The 19,994-nt window shown below is 35.2% G+C and carries 19 protein-coding genes; 4 read left to right on the top strand and 15 right to left on the bottom strand.

Annotated features, from left to right (window positions below; all coding sequences use genetic code 11):
* Positions 1-57 precede the first annotated feature (57 nt).
* Together BST93_RS09515 and BST93_RS09510 are read left to right on the top strand one after the other, a co-directional pair.
* Positions 58-828 (top strand): tetratricopeptide repeat protein, encoded by a 771-nt coding sequence (locus BST93_RS09515; RefSeq protein WP_105018990.1) that lies wholly within the window; start codon positions 58-60, stop codon positions 826-828.
* Between the two features lies 1 nt (position 829).
* Positions 830-1,612, top strand: a complete 783-nt coding sequence (locus BST93_RS09510; RefSeq protein WP_105018989.1) for a chorismate synthase — start codon at positions 830-832, stop codon at positions 1,610-1,612.
* Here the strand turns inward: BST93_RS09510 and BST93_RS09505 are convergent.
* The 8 genes from BST93_RS09505 to BST93_RS09470 form a co-directional block, all read right to left on the bottom strand.
* Complete coding sequence (locus BST93_RS09505; RefSeq protein ID WP_042280139.1) at positions 1,609-2,364, bottom strand: patatin-like phospholipase family protein; 756 nt, start codon at positions 2,362-2,364, stop codon at positions 1,609-1,611. The two genes, BST93_RS09510 and BST93_RS09505, sit on opposite strands and share 4 nt — an antisense overlap.
* Positions 2,365-2,422: 58 nt before the next feature.
* Positions 2,423-2,965, bottom strand: coding sequence for a DUF805 domain-containing protein (locus BST93_RS09500; protein ID WP_105018988.1), 543 nt, complete (start codon positions 2,963-2,965; stop codon positions 2,423-2,425).
* A gap of 65 nt (positions 2,966-3,030) precedes the next feature.
* Positions 3,031-4,140, bottom strand: coding sequence for an endonuclease/exonuclease/phosphatase family protein (locus BST93_RS09495; RefSeq protein WP_105018987.1), 1,110 nt, complete (start codon positions 4,138-4,140; stop codon positions 3,031-3,033).
* 192 nt (positions 4,141-4,332) lie between these two features.
* Positions 4,333-5,235, bottom strand: a complete 903-nt coding sequence (locus tag BST93_RS09490; protein ID WP_105019272.1) for a DUF3078 domain-containing protein — start codon at positions 5,233-5,235, stop codon at positions 4,333-4,335.
* Between the two features lie 266 nt (positions 5,236-5,501).
* The gene (locus BST93_RS09485; RefSeq protein ID WP_105018986.1) at positions 5,502-8,948 is read right to left on the bottom strand and encodes a methylmalonyl-CoA mutase family protein; all 3,447 of its coding nucleotides are present in this window, start codon (positions 8,946-8,948) and stop codon (positions 5,502-5,504) included.
* A 149-nt stretch (positions 8,949-9,097) separates the two neighbouring features.
* Entirely contained in the window at positions 9,098-9,712 is a 615-nt protein-coding gene (locus BST93_RS09480) for a nitroreductase family protein (RefSeq protein WP_105018985.1), read from the bottom strand.
* A gap of 87 nt (positions 9,713-9,799) precedes the next feature.
* Complete coding sequence (locus BST93_RS09475; protein WP_105018984.1) at positions 9,800-10,045, bottom strand: acyl carrier protein; 246 nt, start codon at positions 10,043-10,045, stop codon at positions 9,800-9,802.
* Between the two features lie 9 nt (positions 10,046-10,054).
* Positions 10,055-11,332 (bottom strand): beta-ketoacyl-[acyl-carrier-protein] synthase family protein, encoded by a 1,278-nt coding sequence (locus BST93_RS09470; protein ID WP_105018983.1) that lies wholly within the window; start codon positions 11,330-11,332, stop codon positions 10,055-10,057.
* Positions 11,333-11,446: 114 nt separating this feature from the next.
* On the opposite strand from BST93_RS09470, the gene BST93_RS09465 reads away from it, so the two are divergent.
* The gene (locus BST93_RS09465) at positions 11,447-12,709 is read left to right on the top strand and encodes a POTRA domain-containing protein (RefSeq protein WP_105018982.1); all 1,263 of its coding nucleotides are present in this window, start codon (positions 11,447-11,449) and stop codon (positions 12,707-12,709) included.
* Here BST93_RS09465 and BST93_RS09460 read toward each other — a convergent pair.
* From BST93_RS09460 to BST93_RS09430, 7 genes are all read right to left on the bottom strand, one after another.
* Entirely contained in the window at positions 12,706-13,137 is a 432-nt protein-coding gene (locus BST93_RS09460) for a 3-hydroxyacyl-ACP dehydratase FabZ family protein (protein WP_105018981.1), read from the bottom strand. The genes BST93_RS09465 and BST93_RS09460 overlap by 4 nt on opposite strands.
* Before the next feature lie 2 nt (positions 13,138-13,139).
* A complete protein-coding gene (locus tag BST93_RS09455; RefSeq protein WP_105018980.1) occupies positions 13,140-13,919 on the bottom strand; it encodes an SDR family oxidoreductase in 780 nt (259 codons plus the stop codon).
* Positions 13,913-14,965: a type III polyketide synthase gene (locus BST93_RS09450; protein WP_105018979.1), complete on the bottom strand. Its 1,053-nt coding sequence runs from the start codon at positions 14,963-14,965 to the stop codon at positions 13,913-13,915. The genes BST93_RS09455 and BST93_RS09450 overlap by 7 nt, the downstream gene beginning before the upstream one ends.
* On the bottom strand, positions 14,962-15,684 hold the full coding sequence (locus BST93_RS09445) for a methyltransferase domain-containing protein (RefSeq protein WP_105018978.1): 723 nt from the start codon (positions 15,682-15,684) through the stop codon (positions 14,962-14,964). The genes BST93_RS09450 and BST93_RS09445 overlap by 4 nt, the downstream gene beginning before the upstream one ends.
* The gene (locus BST93_RS09440; RefSeq protein WP_105018977.1) at positions 15,656-16,777 is read right to left on the bottom strand and encodes an NAD(P)/FAD-dependent oxidoreductase; all 1,122 of its coding nucleotides are present in this window, start codon (positions 16,775-16,777) and stop codon (positions 15,656-15,658) included. The genes BST93_RS09445 and BST93_RS09440 overlap by 29 nt, the downstream gene beginning before the upstream one ends.
* A 62-nt stretch (positions 16,778-16,839) precedes the next feature.
* Positions 16,840-17,028: a hypothetical protein gene (locus tag BST93_RS09435; protein ID WP_146105004.1), complete on the bottom strand. Its 189-nt coding sequence runs from the start codon at positions 17,026-17,028 to the stop codon at positions 16,840-16,842.
* 72 nt (positions 17,029-17,100) lie between these two features.
* Complete coding sequence (locus BST93_RS09430; RefSeq protein WP_373420739.1) at positions 17,101-19,107, bottom strand: alpha-ketoacid dehydrogenase subunit alpha/beta; 2,007 nt, start codon at positions 19,105-19,107, stop codon at positions 17,101-17,103.
* Between the two features lie 103 nt (positions 19,108-19,210).
* Here BST93_RS09430 and BST93_RS09425 point away from each other — a divergent pair, with 103 nt between their 5' ends.
* Entirely contained in the window at positions 19,211-19,990 is a 780-nt protein-coding gene (locus BST93_RS09425; protein WP_105018975.1) for a phosphatase PAP2 family protein, read from the top strand.
* The last annotated feature ends 4 nt before the right edge of the window (positions 19,991-19,994 follow it).

Here is a 19,994-nt window from a genome sequence, read left to right as displayed (position 1 = left end):
TGGATTGAAAAGCACTTTATTTGCTTATATACTATTTAAATATGTAGATTAGCCCGTATGAAAAACAAATCAATAATAAGTTTGGCTGTTGTAGCTTTTTTTGTAATTGCCTGTGGATCAATAAAAAATACAACCACTAAAGAAGAAAAAAAAGAATCTAACCAAGTAGAGGAAGTAAAAGATTTAAGATCTTTATTTTCTGAAGGTGATTCTCAAAAGGCCTTAAATATTTTAAATGAAACCGTTTCAAAAAGTAAGGATTCTAATAAAGTGGAAGAAGCTCTATACTTAAAAGGATTTTATTTTCATGCTAACGATGACCTTACCGCTGCAATTGATGTCTACAACCAACTAGACGAATATGACGCTGACAACTCTTACCTAACTAAAACATCCAGTTTACGAAAACTCATGGATATTAAAGAAAGTATGAGTCAGGTAACTGAAAAGAAGGACTCTTTAGAAACTTTCCTCATGATAAAATCATTTCCTACATTGAAGGAATGTGGTACTTCTAATACTGATAATTTATTGCGTGATTGTTTTAAATCTACAGTAAACGGTATTGTCGTTAACAATTACGATACTAGTATCGGTGAAACATTTACCCTAAGTAATTTCAACAGAATTTACGTTAATTATGAAATAAACGATCAAGGACAGGTTTCCAGTATTAAATCGATAACAAGAAACACTTATAATCCTTATTTAACTCTTGAAGCAGAAAGAATGGTGGCCCTACTAAATATCATAAAGCCAGCAATGAATCAGGATGACGAACCCATGAAAATAAAAGTATCTTTACCAATAACTTACAGAACACAATAACATGTCAAAACTTAACTATCTACTAGCCACAGCCTTATTATTCATTATTGCATCATGTTCCAGCGATGATGAATCTCCTAGAACCGATTTTGATTATTTCCCTAGCTCTTTGAATAGCTCTTGGAATTATGATGTTACTACTGATGGAGTAGTTTCTCAAGATGTATTAACTATTTCAAATGAAACGGGTTCCAGCTTTTCATTACAAAGTAATCCAGATCCTGCTAATGGTTTAATGAGTACTATTTTGACTAGTGGTACATTAACCAAAGAATCAGGTAGGTTATTAGGATCTGGAAATTTGAATTTAGGTTTTCAAGGATTGAACGATTTTGATATTTCTATTAACAATGCGCCTCTTTATGATCAAAATGCAGGAGCAAATCAAGAGCTTTTCTCCACAACCGGTATGACAACTCAACCTGTTCAAGGTTATGATTTAAATATCGTTTATACAGCAAGAACAGTCCAGCAAAGTGATGTGACTAGTCTTCAAGTAAATGGTTCTAACTATAGCGATGTATTACACAGTCAATTAATAGTAAATGCTACCATAACTAGCGATGTTCAAGTAGCAGGATTTACCACTACCGTACCAGTAATGAACGCACAAGATGTTATTGTAATTGATAACTACTGGGTTGAAAATGTTGGTCTAATCAAATCGGATGTAGTATTTACATACCAGCTTGAAGATTTTAGTAGTTTAGGTGTCAATCTACCTATTCCTAGTACGGATCGTATAGAATCAAATCAAGAACTTACAGCCTATAATATCAATTAAGAATACTGTAGTTTCAATACTTTTAGAGCCTCACGATATCCGATTTCAAAAATAGCATCGGCTTGTGAGGCTTGAAATAAATGGTAACTCTCTAATTCTTGCGGTGCTATCACCCATTTGCAGTATTTAAACTTTTTTAAAGACCTATCGTGCATTTTTAAATTTACGGCGCGATTAATCACATCAATAGTTCTTTTGAAATCGTTTTTATTCATTTCCTTTAAGGGACATACATATACTCCATACATCTCATCTACCCTATTCTCAAGTGGTTTACAAGGAAAATTATCAATAATTCCTCCATCTGTGTATAGGTCATTGTCAATTTCAACTGGTGTAAAAACACCTGGAACTGCCGCACTAGCTAGAACAGAAGAAATTAAATCACCGTCACTGAATACTTTCTTTTGTCCTGTGATCAAGCTTGTAGCTGTTACAAACAACTTACGCTCTAGCTTTTCAAAAGAATTATCGGGAAAATACTTAATTAGGTAATTTCTGAACACATCGCTATTGACAAAGCCAGCTTTACTACGCGCAAATGTTGAAAACGTAAATAGTTTTATTTCCTTGAACATACTTAATATATCCTCTGGTTCATAACCTGCACAATACATTGCACCTACAATAGCACCAGCACTTGAACCTGAAACCTCATCTGGAAACAGCTCAAATTCCTTCATTGCTTGTAATGCTCCTGCGTGTGCGACACCTCTATGACCACCGCCAGATAGTACTAGACCTTTTTTCATTATTATTTGTTGGTTTGTATATAAAGGATTTCTTCAGTAGCTAGATCCTTAAAGTTCATTAAAAATCTTTAAAAGCATCTTCTTCATATGAAGGTTGAGAATAAGATGGATTGTTTTCAGATTTAAAATTAAAAGTGTTATTGCCTATACCTTTAGGATTTGGGCCCCAATTGTTGTGACCAGGTTGAGAGTCTTCCGCTAGGTATATAATCAAAATAATAGAACCAACAAAAGGTATTAAACTTAAAAAATAGTTCCATCCACTTCTGCCTGTGTCATGTAATCTTCTTACAGTTACAGCTAGCGAAGGAATAAAAACGGTCAACATATATAATGACCACAAAATGAGAATTAAAATGAGCCCATCTTCACTTTGATTGACTGCAAAAGGTATTAATAGTAAATACAAACCAAATACTACGAGTACATTGAACAATACCAAAAACCAATATTCCGATCTTCTAGATCTACCTGTAAAAACAGCATATTTGTTGAAAACATCTTTTAAAGAATCTTTGATACCATAAGCATCAGATTCCTTTTTAAAGGGTTCACGATTACGCCTGGATCTGTATTCTGGTTGTGATGGTATTGTTTCCATTTGTCTTGATTAGTTCAACAAATGTACATCATAGAAACGTTTTACTATAAAAATATAGTGGTTAGCTAGTTCATAAGATCTCTCAATTGATTAGGCAGCTCAAGAAAACTGCTCATACCATTTTTACTCATTTGATCCTTGCATCTTTGCCAGTCCTGTTTCTCAATGATTTGAACGGGCTGTTCTTCTTTAATTTCAGACTCTAGAGAGACTTTTAAGTATAATGGGTAATGATCACTTCCTACATAAGGTCTGGTTTCCATAGCGACAAACCTAAAGTCATTGCTTACTAGAATATGGTCCAGTGGCCATCTTAATGGAAAATATTCTGCATGATATGAATTATAAAAACCACGTCCCTTTTTAGGATCTAATAATTTACCAATCCGTTGTGTAAGCTGTGTAGCATCTGACCAAATAACATCATTAAAATCTCCCATAATCACAACTGGCAATTCACTTTCATGAGCCTTTAAAGCCACGAGCATGAGTTCCTTGTCCCTATCAGAAGACATAGGATTGTGTTGTGGCATGGGCGGTGTTGGGTGCACTGCATATAGTTGGATGATTTCCCCTTGTGAAGTTGTAGCCTTAGTCTCAATTGAAGGTATCTCTTTATCCACTAAAAAATTAATCTTTGTATCTGATAAGGGTAATTTACTATAAAGTAACATTCCATAGGTATTATCTTGTGGTTGTTCCACCACAAAAGGATACTTATTCTGTAATTTAGTTCTAAAACTATTAGCCCACTTTTGATCAGTTTCAAGTGCAAGCACTATATCTGGATTTACATTTTTAATATCCTTAATTACTGCAGATTGATCCTTATTTTTCTGTAGTACATTAACAACGTAAAGCGATATATCATTCTGTTGATTGGATACTTTCTGAGTTTCTAATAATTCTGTAGGATATAAAAATGTATAGGGAATTATTTTGGTCAATTGAAAACCAAAACAAGCTATTAAAATCAAGATATAGGTATAGTCGTTTATGAATTTCGGCTTAAAAACAAAAAAGTATAGAATTATAGCAATGAATGTAAAACTGGTAAGGAGTAAATGAGGAAAATCAAAAATTCTTATCCACCAAAAATCTGCCGCTACTAAGGGCATTAATGATAAAAGAGCTGCAACAATACCGAGTACTTGAAATAATTTTCTCCAATTCATGTTTTGAAGTTACCGAAGCTTACAGAAATTGGTGGTAATACTTTGTTAATTAGATAATTATTTGAATTTCTTTACACTTTATTAAAGAAAAAATGAATCTAATTGATACGTGGTGTTTGGTTTTAGTTACGCTTTCGCGAAAGCGTAATACCTAAAGAGTGTACTAGTTTGCTTACAGTAATAAAAAACTAACTAAGCTTGTTTTTCAGGTTTCTCACCTAGAGCATATTTAAATCCTAATCCGATTACCTGACGTACTTGAAAACCTTTAATGGTGTTATCGTCGTAAATCGTTTGAAAGGCAAAATTACCGCTTATATAATCGTTAACCTTCAGAAAAAGATTGAAAGTAAAATCAATATCCACATTCTCAGGTTCGTCCAAGTAGTCACTGTATAAACTTAGAACATTTTCCATATGAATATTTTTTGCTACCTCGAGCTTTGAATAGCCACGAAGAGAAGCACCTACTTCCCATCTCGCGGTCTTATTGGCTTCAACTCCAAAAAAAGGATCATAGCTTTCGACCGCAGCAGGATCATTCAAGTCAACATCTGTAAATCTGGATGATACGGTTATCAATCTTGTTGTAGCCGGTGCTACATTAAGATTAAGGGTTTTGGACTTTTTCCACAAAATACCTAGACCTAGTTGAAAATACGATGGCGAAAAACCACCAGAAATTTCTGTTCTATCTTGAATAGTACTCACACTGCCATCTGGATTGACCTCTTCTTTATTTGAAAATTCATACCCTGAGATAAGTTGTGTTCTAAAATTGAAAATTGTACTATAATTCCAAAAACTCTTATTTATTTGATTACCCACGATACTTGTAACCTCAAATCTATCGGTTGTCTTGCGTAAAAAACGTTGGTCCTTAACCTGTGAAAGTCCAAATTCTAACAGCGCCCTCGTATCCCAGGACAGTTTATCTTTTTTATACTGTATATCATATGTAAGACTTACATCACCTGAAATATTAGTTACTCCACCACCTTGCCATTCATCATTAAAGGCACTTTGATTAAATATAAAACTCGCTCTACCCCATGATGCCCAATTGGTAGGTTTTGTGACTTCTGTGGAGTCCATTGGCACTTGTTTTTGAGCAAACGATAAATAGGAACTTATAAATACTAAAAATAATAAGGAAACTTTCAATGTAATTCTGGCTTATTTTCAAATATATTAAACCTGTATTTAAGCAAAAAACTACATCAAAACATTAAGTTTTCTTTAAGTTTTAGTAGGTTTCTCAAAAGCAATATTTTACGACTACCTAATCTGGTTAATCCCTAAAAACAAAAAATGCGCCTTTTTAACTGGCGCATTTTTATTAGATACAGGTTTGTAACAACTTACATATTCCTTCTATACTGCCCACCTACTTCAAATAGAGCTTCTGTAATCTGCCCAAGCGAACAAACTTTAGCAGCTTCCATTAAATGTTCAAAGATGTTTTTATTCTTAACAGCAGCTTCTTGTATGGCAGATAGCTGTTCTTGTTGCGCTTTCGCGAAAGCGGTATGCAAATTATCCTTTGTAGCAATTTGAGCTTGTTTCTCCTCTTCTGTCGCGCGGATTACCTCTGCTGGCAACACCGTAGGACTACCTTTACTGCTCAAGAAAGTATTTACACCAATTATTGGAAATTCACCAGTATGCTTTAACATTTCATAGTGCATACTTTCTTCCTGAATCTTACTACGCTGGTACATGGTTTCCATAGCGCCTAAAACTCCGCCACGCTCTGTGATGCGATCAAATTCTGTCAAAACGGCTTGCTCTACTAGATCGGTCAATTCTTCAATGATAAATGAACCTTGAATAGGGTTCTCGTTCTTAGCAAGACCTAGCTCTTTATTAATGATTAATTGGATTGCCATCGCACGACGTACACTTTCTTCTGTAGGAGTGGTTATCGCCTCGTCATATGCATTTGTGTGTAGCGAGTTACAGTTATCGTAAATTGCATAAAGTGCTTGTAAAGTGGTTCTTATATCGTTGAAGTCAATCTCTTGTGCATGTAACGAGCGACCACTAGTTTGGATGTGGTATTTCAACATCTGTGCACGAGCATTTGCTCCGTATTTGTGTTTTAACGCCTTAGACCAAATCTTCCTTGCTACACGACCTATCACGGAATATTCTGGATCGATACCATTACTAAAAAAGAAACTTAGGTTAGGTCCAAATTTATTAATGTCCATACCACGGCTTAGGTAATACTCTACATAGGTAAAGCCGTTTGCCAAGGTAAAAGCCAATTGTGTGATTGGGTTGGCACCAGCCTCGGCAATGTGATAACCAGAAATAGAAACACTATAGAAATTACGAACTGCTTTTTCGATGAAATATTCTTGAACATCACCCATTAATCTAAGGGCAAACTCGGTAGAGAAAATACAAGTATTTTGAGCTTGATCTTCTTTTAGAATATCTGCTTGTACAGTACCACGAACTTGGTTAAGTGTTTCAACTTTTATTTTATTATAAACCTCTGGTTCTAATATCTGATCACCAGTAACTCCTAGAAGCATCAAACCTAATCCATCGTTACCTTCCGGTAAATCACCATGGTACTGTGGTCTTTCTAGATCTAGATCATCATAAAGCTCTTTTAATTTAGCCTCTACTCTATCTTCTAGACCATTTTCTTTGATGTACTTCTCACAATTTTGATCTATGGCAGCATTCATAAAAAAGCCTAATAACATAGGTGCTGGACCATTAATAGTCATCGACACCGAAGTTGCTGCGTGAGATAAATCGAATCCGGAATACAGTTTTTTAGCATCATCTAGACAGCATATACTTACTCCTGCATTACCAATTTTACCGTAAATATCTGGTCTGTGGCCTGGGTCATTACCATAAAGCGTTACACTATCAAAAGCTGTACTCAATCGCTTGGCTGGCATGCCTAAACTCACATAGTGGAAACGACGGTTTGTACGTTCTGGTCCACCTTCACCAGCAAACATACGTGTAGGATCTTCTCCTGTTCTTTTAAATGGATACAATCCTGCGGTATATGGAAATTCGCCAGGAACGTTTTCTTGTAAACACCATAGTAAAATATCACCCCAAGCGCTGTATTTAGGTAAAGCAACTTTTGGAATTTGTTGGTGCGACAAACTTTCTGTGTGCGTATCAATTTTTATTACCTTATCACGTACCTGAAATTCATAAACAGGTTGTTTATATCGGATAACTTTTTCACTCCAACCCGTAATAATTTCCCAGTTGTATGGATCCAGGTCTTTAAGAGTCTTATTGAATTGGGCGATTAATAAATCAATAAATTCTTTATCTGAAGAATTAGCTTGATTTAAAATCTCATCTTCGTTTAACCCCTTTTCGGCTAATAAAGAATCAGTTTGATTCTCATTCTTTATATCGAGAACTGTAATAATAGTTTTGAAAACACCAAATAGCTTTTGAGCAGTTTCAGATTGAGCTTTGGCCGTTGCGTCGTACGAGCGATTATTTTCTGCGATTTCACTTAAATAACGTGTACGTGCTGGTGGAATTACAAATATCTTCTCGCTTTGTGATTTGTTTAATTCACTTTGTGGTTTTAAATCTACACCTGTTTTATTGGTGACTTCTAACATTAATGCCTCATATAAGGCATTCATACCAGGATCATTGAATTGACTAGCAATAGTACCAAATACTGGTAGCGTTTCAGGATCTGTTTCCCATAAATTGTGATTGCGCTGGTACTGTTTTTTGACATCTCTTAAAGCATCTAAAGCACCTCGCTTGTCAAATTTGTTTATGGCAACGACATCGGCAAAGTCTAACATGTCAATTTTCTCTAATTGTGTAGCCGCACCAAATTCTGGAGTCATCACATATAAAGACACGTCGCTGTGTTCTAATATTTCTGTATCGCTTTGCCCGATTCCACTAGTTTCTAGAATGATTAGATCATAATTAGAAGCTTTAAGAACATCTACTGCTTCTTGCACGTGTTTTGACAGTGCAAGATTAGACTGTCGCGTTGCAAGTGAACGCATGTAAACACGATCGTTATTGATTGCATTCATGCGAATGCGATCACCCAACAGCGCTCCACCAGTTTTACGCTTTGATGGGTCAACTGATATTATACCTATATTTTTCTCTGGAAAATCGATTAAAAATCTACGAATTAACTCGTCTACTAATGAGGATTTACCAGCTCCACCTGTTCCTGTTATACCTAAAACAGGTGCTTGACTATCAGTTTTATCTGCTTCTGCAAAGTGTTTTTCAAAATCTTCATGCCTATTTTCTGCTAGCGATATCAATCTCGCAATAGTAGGCACGTCGTTTTGCAATAATTCTCCGTTTAATTTCGCTTTCGCGAAAGCGGGAACAGGAACATCGCATCGTTTTACTAGATCATTGATCATTCCTTGTAGTCCCATTTCACGACCATCGTCTGGACTGTAAATGCGCTCAATTCCATAATCCATCAATTCTTGAATCTCGCTAGGCAAGATTACTCCACCGCCACCACCAAATATTTTAATATGACCAGCTCCTTTTTCCTTGAGTAGATCATACATGTATTTGAAGTATTCATTGTGACCACCTTGATAGGATGTCATTGCGATGGCATTTGCATCCTCTTGAATTGCTGTGTTTACCACTTCTTCAACACTGCGATCATGACCTAAATGAATTACCTCACAACCGGTTGATTGAATAATACGGCGCATTATGTTAATAGCAGCATCATGTCCATCAAATAGACTAGCAGCTGTTACAATTCTTACTTTATTTTTTGGGGTATATGGTGTTTGATCTTGCATGACGCTATTTCTCAATTTTTGTTGTGCAAAATTACGAAATCGTTAGCGTAAAACGTATGAGTTTTTGAATTTGATTTTAACCAAAGCTCAAGGCCTGGCTTTGATTTATAAAGAAAAACTCCCGTATTAAATTCGGGAGTTTTCTTTATTTATTGGATATCAGCTCTTTTTACATAATCCCCATTAAAAATAAATTCTTCTTGAGGTTTTCGAGAGCGTTTTCCATGCTCCATTTCTTCTAAATCATCAGGTAGCTTACTAGGATCACCACCGTAATGTCCTATGGCAATTGCAGTTGTAAAATGATACTGTTCTGGGAATTGGAATTCAGATTTTGCTTTTTCGTGATCAAATCCTGCCATCTGGTGAATAGCTATTCCCATTGATTGAGCTTGAATAGCCATAGTTGCTACATATTGTCCAAGATCATAAAGGGCATGAAAGTTATTGTTACCATCTGGATTTTTTGTATCCATTACTGCTAAAGCGAGAGCTGGAGCGTCTTGAGCCCATTGCTGGTTAAAATCGTCCAAGCAATCAAAAATTCTGTCGTACGCCTCGCTTCCTTTGATTCCATAAACAATATTCCAAGGTTGCCAATTGTTACAGCTAGCAGCCCAACGACCAGCTTCAAACAAACTATATAAATCTGTTGCAGTTACTGGAGCATCGGAAAAAACTCGTGGACTCCAGCGATTTTCTATTATTTCGGTAATTGGATGGTCGGTAGGTGTTTCCTTAAGTAATGGTGCTTTATCTTGCATTTTTTATTTTAAAAATACAACTAGCACCTTTTAATCACTAGGCTATTAAGATTGTTTAACTGCAAACGATTGAAAAATTAACGTTTTTTATAATTTGTTCTGTATGACTGTAGTTGCATCTTCAACGCGTTGCATTTGCTGCATATCGTTTTCATCAAGCATTATATCAAAAGTATCTTCCACATCCAAAACAATATCAACAAGGTGAGCGCTATTGATTCCTAGATCTTGCATGAGGTGGCTTTCTGGTTTAATAGAACTTTCTGTCACATCCTGTGGCAAGTAAACCTTTACAATTTCTAATAGTTTTTGATTTATTTCCTGAGTTGTCATTGATAATTTTTAAGGTTTAAAGGTAGATAAAATTGCACATGCATTTACGTCTCCAAATCCAAAACTTGCTTTGGCCAACGAATGAATTTTAGTTTTAATAGGTTTTAATGGAACTTTTTCTTTATCAATTACAGAAACAATTTCCGGATGTAATTGAGAAATATTGATATTAGGATATACCACTTGATGATGAAGTTGTAATGTAGAACCTACAAGTTCTATACTGCCAGAAGCTGCCAGGCAATGACCTATTGTGGATTTGAAAGAATTTATGAATGGAAAATCCTTGCCTGACCTATTTAAAGCTGCAGACCAATTTTTCACCTCAAAGCCATCTTTACTAGTAGCTGTAATGTGACCATTAATAACATCGATTTGAGAAGAGTCAATTTTTGATTCGATTAATGCTGTTTTAATACAAGCTTGTACCGCAAGACCATTGGGAGCAGTCATTGAGCCACCATTAGTTTGTCCACCGCTATTTAAATGTCCTCCTTTTACCTCTGCATAGATTGTTGCCTTTCTGGATAAGGCGCTTTCTAATGTTTCTAATACTAAACAGCCTGCTCCACTACCAGGAACAAAACCGCAGGCATCATGTGAAAATGGTCTACTAGCCATCTCAGGCTTGTCATTGTATTTAGTAGGTAAAATACGCATAGCATCAAAGCCGCCCCAAATGTAGGGTCCAGAATCACTACAACTACCGACTAACATGCCACGAGCCTTACCTGACTTTATTCGATCGTATCCCATCAAAAGAGCTTCGGTACCGGTAGAACAAGCGCTGCTGTTTGTGGTCACCCAATTACCTAAACCTAATTCACCACTTATCCAAGCGCTTACACCACTACTCATAGTTTGGATAACACTAGTGCTACCTAAACGCCTTACGTCATTGTCATCTATGTGGTGTATTGCCTCTCTAAACTTATCTCCACCACTTTGTCCTGTGCCAAAAACAACTCCTATGTCTTCATGATAGGACTTGTTTTTAAAATCGATACCAGAATTCTCAAAGGCTTGTTTAGCACTAATTACACCATACATTAAACCAGTTGCAAGCAGTCCTCTTTGTTGTAGCGCTGTGAAATGTTGGTCAATTATTTCTTGGGTGAGTTGCGGTTTCCCAGCTACTTGACACTTAAATTGTAATTCTTCTAATTCCTTTTGATGTTTTAAGCCAGATGTACCAGTAAGTAAAGCTTTATGAAAGTCATGCATGGTAATAGCATTAGGTGCTACTACACCTAGTCCAGTAATTACTACTCTTCTATCTTTACTCATTAATGTTATTTATTTAAATGTACTACATAAAACAGACATGTTTGTGATAATTATGTAATACAATTCATATTAATTGAAGATATCTTGTAAACCGTTCTCCCTTAGTTTTGCTTTATGAAAAAAGCTGTAGCACTCGTAATATATCTCGTAATAACTAGTTCCTTTGCGCAGAATGATATGATCATTGAGCGAATCGAATTTGAAGGCTTGAAAAAAACTAAGGAAAGCTTTCTAAGATATTTAATTAAAACCAAGGAAGGTAATGTTGTTAATTTTAAAACACTTAATTCTGATTTAGAGCGGCTTAATCGTTTAGCTGGAATAGCAAAAGCTACCTATCAATTAACTAATAATGAAAATAGAACTACAATAGCATTTTCAATAGTTGAAAACTTCACTATAATTCCTGGAGTTCGAGTATCCCAGGCTAGTGATGATAGTTTTTCTTATAGATTATCCTTATTTGAATTTAATTTACTGGGCCGCAATCAAATCATCGGTGGTTTCTATGCCAAAAACGTTTTTAACAGTTATGGATTGTACTGGGAAGCACCCTACGCTATTTCCAATAAATGGGGAATTGGTGTATACTATATAAGCAATATTACAAGAGAACCCGTTTATCAAAATAATGAAGAACAAATATATAAATTCAATAATCCTAACGCTAGCCTATATGTGCTCTATGAACATAATTTCCACAACAATTTTCAATTAGGAGTAAAGTATAGCGACGAGCGTTATGAAAGAATTGAAGACCTTACTATCCTTAATTTACCAGAACACATTGAAGAGAAGAGATATAGCATATTAAGTGAATATGAGAATAATCACATCAATATAGATTATCAATATATTGAGGGATCAAGGAATCAAATTAATCTAGAATATAAAACAGGGATGATTGATGAGTTGAGAAATACTCTTCTAGTAATATGGGATTCTGAAAGATTTTATCGCATTGCAAAAAAAGGGAATTTGGCTAATAGAATCAGGCTAGCCTATTCTAGTTTTAATGGTAGTGAATTTGCACCTTTCACCATAGATAATCAACTTAACCTACGAGGTTCGGGAAATACAGTTGATCGTCATACCGGTGCCTTTACTGTAAATACTGAATACCGTCACACCTTGTTTGAAAAAGGTTGGTTTGTTTTACAAAGCAATACGTTTGTAGATGCAAGTGCAGTGAGAAAACCACTTGCAACTATAGAAAATGCTTTTAGCGCTGATGGATTAAACGTTTATTCAGGAATAGGATTTAGATTTATACATAAACGTATTTTCAATGCGGTGATACGAATTGACTATGGTGTAAGAATTGCAGGAGATTATAATAGCTCGGGAATCACCTTCGGTATAGGACAATATTTTTAAAAGTGGTCAGTAATCATACCACTCAATGTTCCACGAGCAATAATTTCGTTATTCTCATTCCTCATATTTACTTGAACCTTTAGTTTATGAAATCTATAATAAACTAATGTAGAAGAGACTATTACAACTTCATTGGGTAGTACTATTTTTTCGAATATCACATGATTTTCTGTCATCACTATACTAGCATGCTCTAATGATGGATTAAGGTAAATTCCAAAACATACTAACCCGATTTGAGCCATACATTCTGTCAAGATAACACCAGGAGTTACTGGATTATTTTTAAAATGATGTTTGTAGAATGATTCGCTTTCGCGAAAGCGGTACCATCCTACTACTCCATTTTCATGAATTTCATTGATGCCATCTACAAAACAGAAATCCTTACCGTAGGGTAACCTTTTAAGTATATCGCCTTCCTTCATAATTATCGTAAATGCTCGCCACCATCGACTTTTATAACATCTCCATTAATCCAAAAACTTGCAGGATCACACATAAGCTCTACTACTCTCGCGATATCTTGTGGTTGAGTTAATCTATTAAATGGATTGCGTTTTTTAGTTTTATCAATAATTTGATCAACGCCGGGAATGCGAGACAAGCTTTGAGTTAAGGTTACTCCAGCTTGAATACAAATACTTGTAATTTGATAAGGCGCAAGTTCAACGGCCAGACTGCGAGTGATAGATTCCAATGTAGTCTTGGCGGCACTTACCGCAGCATATCCTGGAAGCACGCGACTACTTCCTTCGCTTGTAAAACTGATAATTCTTGCTGGTTTATCAAATAAGTCCTTTTTCAATAATTGCATTGACCAAGTATATAACGATAAACCCATAGAACTAACTGTTTGCTCAAAATCTTGACTAGTTAAAGAGTCTTGTTCTTTACTAATGGGTTTTAAGTTCCCTTTTGCAATACTATGCAAGAGAATATGTAATTTAATGTTTTTAGTTACCAAGGCCTGTGAAATCTCATCCACCACTATGGATCGAGTTGCATCATTATTAAATTCAATGAGCTCTATTCCATAGGATTTTAATTGTTCAAAATCGCTGTTCACTTTCTCCATCATCATTCTGCTAGCTCTATAGACGATTATTAAATTCATACCTTGTTGAGCTAATTCTAAAGCACTAGCATAGCCTAAACCTGAACTACCTCCTAATATAAGAGCCCATTTATTAGAATATTTTTTTACCATTCTAGTAATACTCTTTGTGCAGTAAAACCAGGACCAAAGCTAAGCATAAGACCCAATTCACCAGTAGTTATTTCCTTATTCATGAAACGCTCTAACACAAATAACACAGTAGCACTACTCATGTTACCGTACTGTCGTAAGACTTCTTTGGTATCATCAATATTTTTGCCCAATGGTTCAAATAAATCTTGAACCGTTTGTACTATCTTTTTACCACCCGGATGAAACACCAAATGAGACAAATCATCAATTGTTTTATCATAGCCTTTTAAAAAAGGGTGAATAATCGATTCGAAATGTGAAGCAATTGTTTCAGGAACTGTTTTATCCAGCACCATTTGAAGTCCTGTGTTAACTAATTCAAATCCCATCATGTGAGTAGCATCAGGAAAATGATACATGCCATTACCTATTACTTTTGGACCTTTATCATTTTTATGGGAAGACATGAGAACACAAGCACATCCATCTCCAAATATGGCTGCACTCACAATATTTGCCATACTATAATCTTGCAGTTGAAAAGTAGCTGTAGGCGCTTCAACAGCGAGTATGCAAGCACGCTTATTAGGATTTGCCTTTAAAAATTCAGTAGCATAAATCATTGCCGAAACACCTGCCACGCATCCCATTTCTGTTACAGGTAATCGCACAATATTTTGTTTCATATCGAGCTCATTAATTAAATAAGCATCAATAGAAGGGATCATGATTCCAGTACAACTTACTGTAATAATATAATCTAGATCCTGTGCCTGCCAATTTGCCTTTTCTAATGCATTTGTGATCGTTTTCTTAGCAAGAGGAACTACCTCTCTTTTGTATATATCATTACGTTCTTGAAAACTACTTGCGGTAAAGACCTCTGTAGGTTCCATAATGGAATAGCGCTTGTCTACTCCAGCACCTTCAAAAATTTTAATAGCCTTACGTTTAAATCTAGAATCTTGCTCAGACAACCAGGTGTCAACAAAGGGTAAAATATCTTTAGTTTCTTTGTAGTACTGCGGTGTAGATGTACTTACGGCATTTATTGTTACGTTCATTCAAGAGAGATTAGCCATACATATCTAAAGGACCATTTCCAATTTAATCTATAAGAGGTAAATTTTGCTTCTTGTGCGTATTTCCTGAAATCAGATTTTTTAAAACCTGAAGCTATACTGATTAAACCATCATGTCTGGAGATATAGTTCTTGATAAAAATAGGGCTTAAATATTTAAAAAAAACAAAAGCTAGATAATGTCTATGTAAATCGTTGATAATAATATGTTGAGTTCCCAATTCCTTTGCTTTTTTTAAAAACTCTATAATTTGGGTATCTGTGAAATGATGAAAAGTTAAGGTACTTATGAGTATATCACACTTAATGTCTTGAGCGGTTAAATCAAGGATATCGCTTTCGCGAAAGCGTACTCTATCATAACCTTTACTTAAATTTCGCGCATTATCAATGCTCTGTGCACTTAAATCTATACCTAAAAATTCAATCTCGCTATTATCAAGATGATCGTGTAGATAGCGCAACATACTTCCATTACTACAACCTAAATCAACAATATTGAGATTTTTATTTGTTGATTTATTAATGATGTTTTTAATAGCTTTAAGTGTAAACCTATAACCACCTAGTAAATTATTTACTTTATTAATATCCTCTACCGCTGCCTTTAATGTATCAGGATTGATATCGGTCGCATCCATAAGTTCTGGAAGATCATTACGTAGATCGCGGTTATAACGAATATGTGACAGATTGGCCATGGGTATGTTTTATGATGGTTGGTAGGACCTTTGGAACATGTTTGATAATCTTAAAAGCAAATTTATTAATACTAGGTTGCAGTAGTAATGATTGTAATTTTTTACCAGCGTATAATCTTGAGCCAAACGTTCCTTCCCATTCTCTTGTGTAACCTTGCAACATCTCCTCTTGAGAAAGTTGTTTTTCAAATCTACGTTTTAAAAATTTAGAAGCTATAAAGGCACTATGAATAGCCATTGCCATTCCATTGCCGCATAGCGGATGTATTAAACCAGCTGCATCACCAACAGCAAGACAATCATTAACAACAGCAGACTTTTTTTGAAAACTGATTTGAGAAATTGAAAGTGGATTTTCCCATAATGGAGATGCCTTCTCAAAAAATGATTCTAAGTAACTGTTTTTTGACAGCACCTTTCGTTCAAAATCTTGAACATTTTTATATTCAGAGAACTCCTTATTATTTGCCAAATAACACAGATTAACCGTATCATTCTCTACCATGGAAATGCCAGCATATCCTCCATCAAAATGATGTAATCCTACTTCATTTTTATCCATTTCATAATTATAATGTCGTTTAATTGCCAGCCATGGTGTCTTGAACTTGATAAATTCTCGATCTAGACTTTTATCTAATAACGACCTTTTTCCTGTTGCTATAAGAACTTGGTTTGCAGTAAATTCATCTTGTTTGGTTATAACTTTGAATCCTGTCGAGTCTTTTATGACATTAACTACTTTATCCTTTTTGTGACAACCTTTGACAATTACCTTATCATACAGTGCCTTGTCTAGGCAAAATCTAGATATACCAACGGCTCCCAATGGCAAACTAGTTTTTTGAGAAAAGTTAGAATTTAGTGTAAGGTGAAGTTTAGAAATGGAAACATCAGTAAGAGACTGAATATTTATTCCTAATTGATCAAATAATGGAAGTACTTCATTGCTTAAATACTCACCACATAATTTATGTCTAGGATAAGTATCTGGATCAATTAATAGCACATCATAATCTTTACCTAATAATATGGCAGCGGTAAGACCAGCCAATCCACCACCGGCAATGATTATGTCATAAGAAGATTTCACCTAGTAAAAGTAGGTGCTTTGGATATATTAAAAGAAAAAATAAACTTAATAATTTAGGACAACTACTTTTGTTTCTTACGTTTTTGAATAAATTTTAAAACGAAGTATAGAACAAGCAGTGAAGCAAAAATACCAAACATTAATTGGCTAATCATGCCAAGGCTACCATCAGTAGGACCAAAAAATGCCAGTAGACCAAAAAGAATAGTAAGGATTAGTAAGGATGGCCGAAACATGTCAGCCTCTTCCATAAATTTCATTTTCATTTCCCCATAATTTGTTAGCTAGATACTTACAATATTAGGGATAATATTATTCTCAAGCTAATATTCCAGAAGATTTTTTATAACTTCATCTAACTTGTAATTAGCTAGATACTGATTCTCTAACCCTTTTTCAAATGGTATTGGAGTATTTAAACTTCCTACAACTTTCACAGGAGCATCCAGATACTCAAAACAAACATCGGCGATGTGTGCTGCTATGTCTTTCATAACACTTCCTACAGCACTATCTTCTCCTAAAACAATTACTTTTCCTGTACGTTTTACCGAATTTTCAACAGCATTATAATCGATAGGTGCAAGACTGCGTAAATCTATGATGTCTATATCAACATCCAATTCTTTTTTAGCGTCAAGAGCCCAATGTACACCCAATCCATAGGTAATAATACTTATGTCTTGTCCTTGTGATAAATGCGCAGCTTTTCCAATAGGAAGGTTATAGTAACCATCTGGAACGTCCTGATAAACTGATCTATAAAGCGCCTTATGTTCAAAAAACATCACTGGATTGGGATCTTCTATAGCACTTATTAGTAATCCTTTGGCATCTATTGGGAAGGCTGGATACACGATTTTTAAACCTGGTGTTGTGAAGAACCAACTTTCGTTAGTTTGCGAGTGAAAAGGTCCTGCTCCTACTCCAGCTCCACAGGGCATGCGTACCACAACATCGGCATTTTGCTGCCATCTGTAATGAGATTTTGCTAGATAATTAACTATCGGATTAAAACCACTACTCACAAAATCGGCAAATTGCATTTCTACAACTGCCTTCATGCCAGCAATGCTCAATCCCATTCCTGCCTCTACTATTGCACTTTCACAAATAGGCGTGTTACGCACTCTACCAGAACCAAACTCTTTTAGAAAACCTTCTGTAATTTTGAAAACTCCACCGTAATCCGCAATATCTTGTCCCATGATAACTAGGTGTTCATATCTTTTCATGCCTTCAAACAGACCATCTTTAATAGCATCAACTAGTCTGATATTTTGTGTTGATTTTTCAGGTCCTATCTCTTTGTATACATGTGGTTTATAAACGTCATCAATTTCTTGTAACGTGGATGGTGTTGGGTACGCTTTCGCGAAAGCGGTGTCTAAACCTTCATTTATATCAGTTTTAAATTGTTGCTTTATTTCCTCTATTTGATCAATTGTAATTATACCTTGATTTAATAAGAATTCTTCAAAACGCGTAACAGGATCTTGCTGTTCCCAATAAGCCATTAAGTCCTCTGGAACATATTTTGTACCACTAGCCTCTTCATGCCCACGACGTCTAAATGTTTTGAATTCTAATAAAATAGGTCTAGGATTTTCTCTAATATCATCAAGAATACGACTTACGGTAGTGTATACTTCTATAATGTTATTTCCATCGATAATGTGGGATTCTATACCGTAACCTAGACCACGATCTGCTATATGTTCACAAGCGTATTGTTCTTGAGTAGGTGTGCTTAAACCATACCCGTTATTTTCTACACAAAATAAAACAGGTAATTGCCAAACGCTTGCAACATTGAGTGCCTCATGAAAATCGCCTTCACTTGTTCCTCCTTCACCAGTAAATACAGCGGTGGCTTTTGAAGTATTTTTAAGTTTCTGTGCTAGTGCAATACCATCGGCAACTCCTAATTGAGGTCCTAAATGAGATATCATTCCTACTATGTGGTATTCTTGTGTGCCAAAGTGAAAGCTGCGATCTCTTCCTTTTGTAAAACCTTCTACCTTACCTTGCCATTGAGCAAATAATTTCCAAAGCGGTATATTCCTATTTGTAAATACACCTAAATTACGATGCATAGGTAAAATATACTCATCCTGCTGCATAGCAAGTGTAATACCACATGAAATAGCTTCTTGACCAATTCCTGAAAACCACTTTGAAATTTTACCTTGTCTGAGCAAAATAAGCATCTTCTCCTCAATCATTCGAGGTAACAACATGCTTTTATATAATTCAATTTGCTTGTAATCAGGTAATTCGTTTTTAAATAAATCGGTTAAAGTCTTTGGGCTGCTTAAAACTCCGTTCATGAGAGAAAGGTTACAATATTTCTTAAATCAAATGTAACGAAATCGATTTCAAAAAGCTTTTGTTTATAGAATAAAATAGGTGTGTTATTTTTGACCTCGATTTATGAAGAAACACCTTCTTTTATATGTAGTGGTTGCACTGTTTATTTTTCCAAAAATTTACGGTCAACAATCTGATTACGGTTTAAATTTAAATGAGCCTTTAGAATTTAAACATGAGTCCTTATTGTTACCTACCTTTTTAATTGCCTCTGGTGCTTTTGGTATAAGAAAGGGTCCTATTAGAGATTTAAGTGTTGAAATAAGAGAGTCTCTTAAACCAGATGGTTCAAAAATAACAGTGGACGATTACCTGCCTGCCGTAGGAATAGCCAGTGCTTATGGTTTGGAATTTGCAGGATATAAAGGTCGATACGATTGGAAAAACAAAACAGGTGTTCTTTTAGTGTCTGGATTATTCATGTATTCTAGCGTAAGGATAACTAAAAATAATATAAGCGCTCGCCGACCTAGTGGTAGATCAGTTAGTACATTTCCTTCTGGCCATACGGCGCTCACGTTTATGGGTGCAGAGTTTTTACATCAAGAATACGGTCACCGCAGCATATGGTTTAGTATAGGTGGTTATTCAATAGCCACTCTCACTGGTTTTTTGAGAATCTATAATGACAAACACTGGTTCAATGATGTTCTTGCTGGTGCTGGAATAGGAATTCTTTCAACAAAATTAGGATATTGGTTATATCCTATGATAAAGAATATTATATTTAAGGATAAAAATAAAGTTGAATACTCTAGCCAGTCAAAGAAAAGCTATACTATTCAATTTGCTCCGATTCTAACAAATAATGAGGTACAATTGGGAGCATTTATACAATTTTAATAAT

Source organism: Nonlabens tegetincola (genome assembly GCF_002954355.1).
Lineage (GTDB): Bacteria > Bacteroidota > Bacteroidia > Flavobacteriales > Flavobacteriaceae > Nonlabens > Nonlabens tegetincola.
Note: the sequence above shows the minus strand (reverse complement) of the source record. Positions and strands in the feature narration are given on the sequence as shown.

Bases quoted from the DNA above. Each gene is read 5' to 3' on its own strand.
- BST93_RS09515 (WP_105018990.1), top strand. From the start codon at position 58: ATGAAAAACAAATCAATAATAAGTTTGGCTGTTGTAGCTTTTTTTGTA.
- BST93_RS09510 (WP_105018989.1), top strand. From the start codon at position 830: ATGTCAAAACTTAACTATCTACTAGCCACAGCCTTATTATTCATTATT.
- BST93_RS09505 (WP_042280139.1), bottom strand. From the start codon at position 2,364: ATGAAAAAAGGTCTAGTACTATCTGGCGGTGGTCATAGAGGTGTCGCA.
- BST93_RS09500 (WP_105018988.1), bottom strand. From the start codon at position 2,965: ATGGAAACAATACCATCACAACCAGAATACAGATCCAGGCGTAATCGT.
- BST93_RS09495 (WP_105018987.1), bottom strand. From the start codon at position 4,140: ATGAATTGGAGAAAATTATTTCAAGTACTCGGTATTGTTGCAGCTCTT.
- BST93_RS09490 (WP_105019272.1), bottom strand. From the start codon at position 5,235: ATGGACTCCACAGAAGTCACAAAACCTACCAATTGGGCATCATGGGGT.
- BST93_RS09485 (WP_105018986.1), bottom strand. From the start codon at position 8,948: ATGCAAGATCAAACACCATATACCCCAAAAAATAAAGTAAGAATTGTA.
- BST93_RS09480 (WP_105018985.1), bottom strand. From the start codon at position 9,712: ATGCAAGATAAAGCACCATTACTTAAGGAAACACCTACCGACCATCCA.
- BST93_RS09475 (WP_105018984.1), bottom strand. From the start codon at position 10,045: ATGACAACTCAGGAAATAAATCAAAAACTATTAGAAATTGTAAAGGTT.
- BST93_RS09470 (WP_105018983.1), bottom strand. From the start codon at position 11,332: ATGAGTAAAGATAGAAGAGTAGTAATTACTGGACTAGGTGTAGTAGCA.
- BST93_RS09465 (WP_105018982.1), top strand. From the start codon at position 11,447: ATGAAAAAAGCTGTAGCACTCGTAATATATCTCGTAATAACTAGTTCC.
- BST93_RS09460 (WP_105018981.1), bottom strand. From the start codon at position 13,137: ATGAAGGAAGGCGATATACTTAAAAGGTTACCCTACGGTAAGGATTTC.
- BST93_RS09455 (WP_105018980.1), bottom strand. From the start codon at position 13,919: ATGGTAAAAAAATATTCTAATAAATGGGCTCTTATATTAGGAGGTAGT.
- BST93_RS09450 (WP_105018979.1), bottom strand. From the start codon at position 14,965: ATGAACGTAACAATAAATGCCGTAAGTACATCTACACCGCAGTACTAC.
- BST93_RS09445 (WP_105018978.1), bottom strand. From the start codon at position 15,684: ATGGCCAATCTGTCACATATTCGTTATAACCGCGATCTACGTAATGAT.
- BST93_RS09435 (WP_146105004.1), bottom strand. From the start codon at position 17,028: ATGGAAGAGGCTGACATGTTTCGGCCATCCTTACTAATCCTTACTATT.
- BST93_RS09430 (WP_373420739.1), bottom strand. From the start codon at position 19,107: ATGAACGGAGTTTTAAGCAGCCCAAAGACTTTAACCGATTTATTTAAA.
- BST93_RS09425 (WP_105018975.1), top strand. From the start codon at position 19,211: ATGAAGAAACACCTTCTTTTATATGTAGTGGTTGCACTGTTTATTTTT.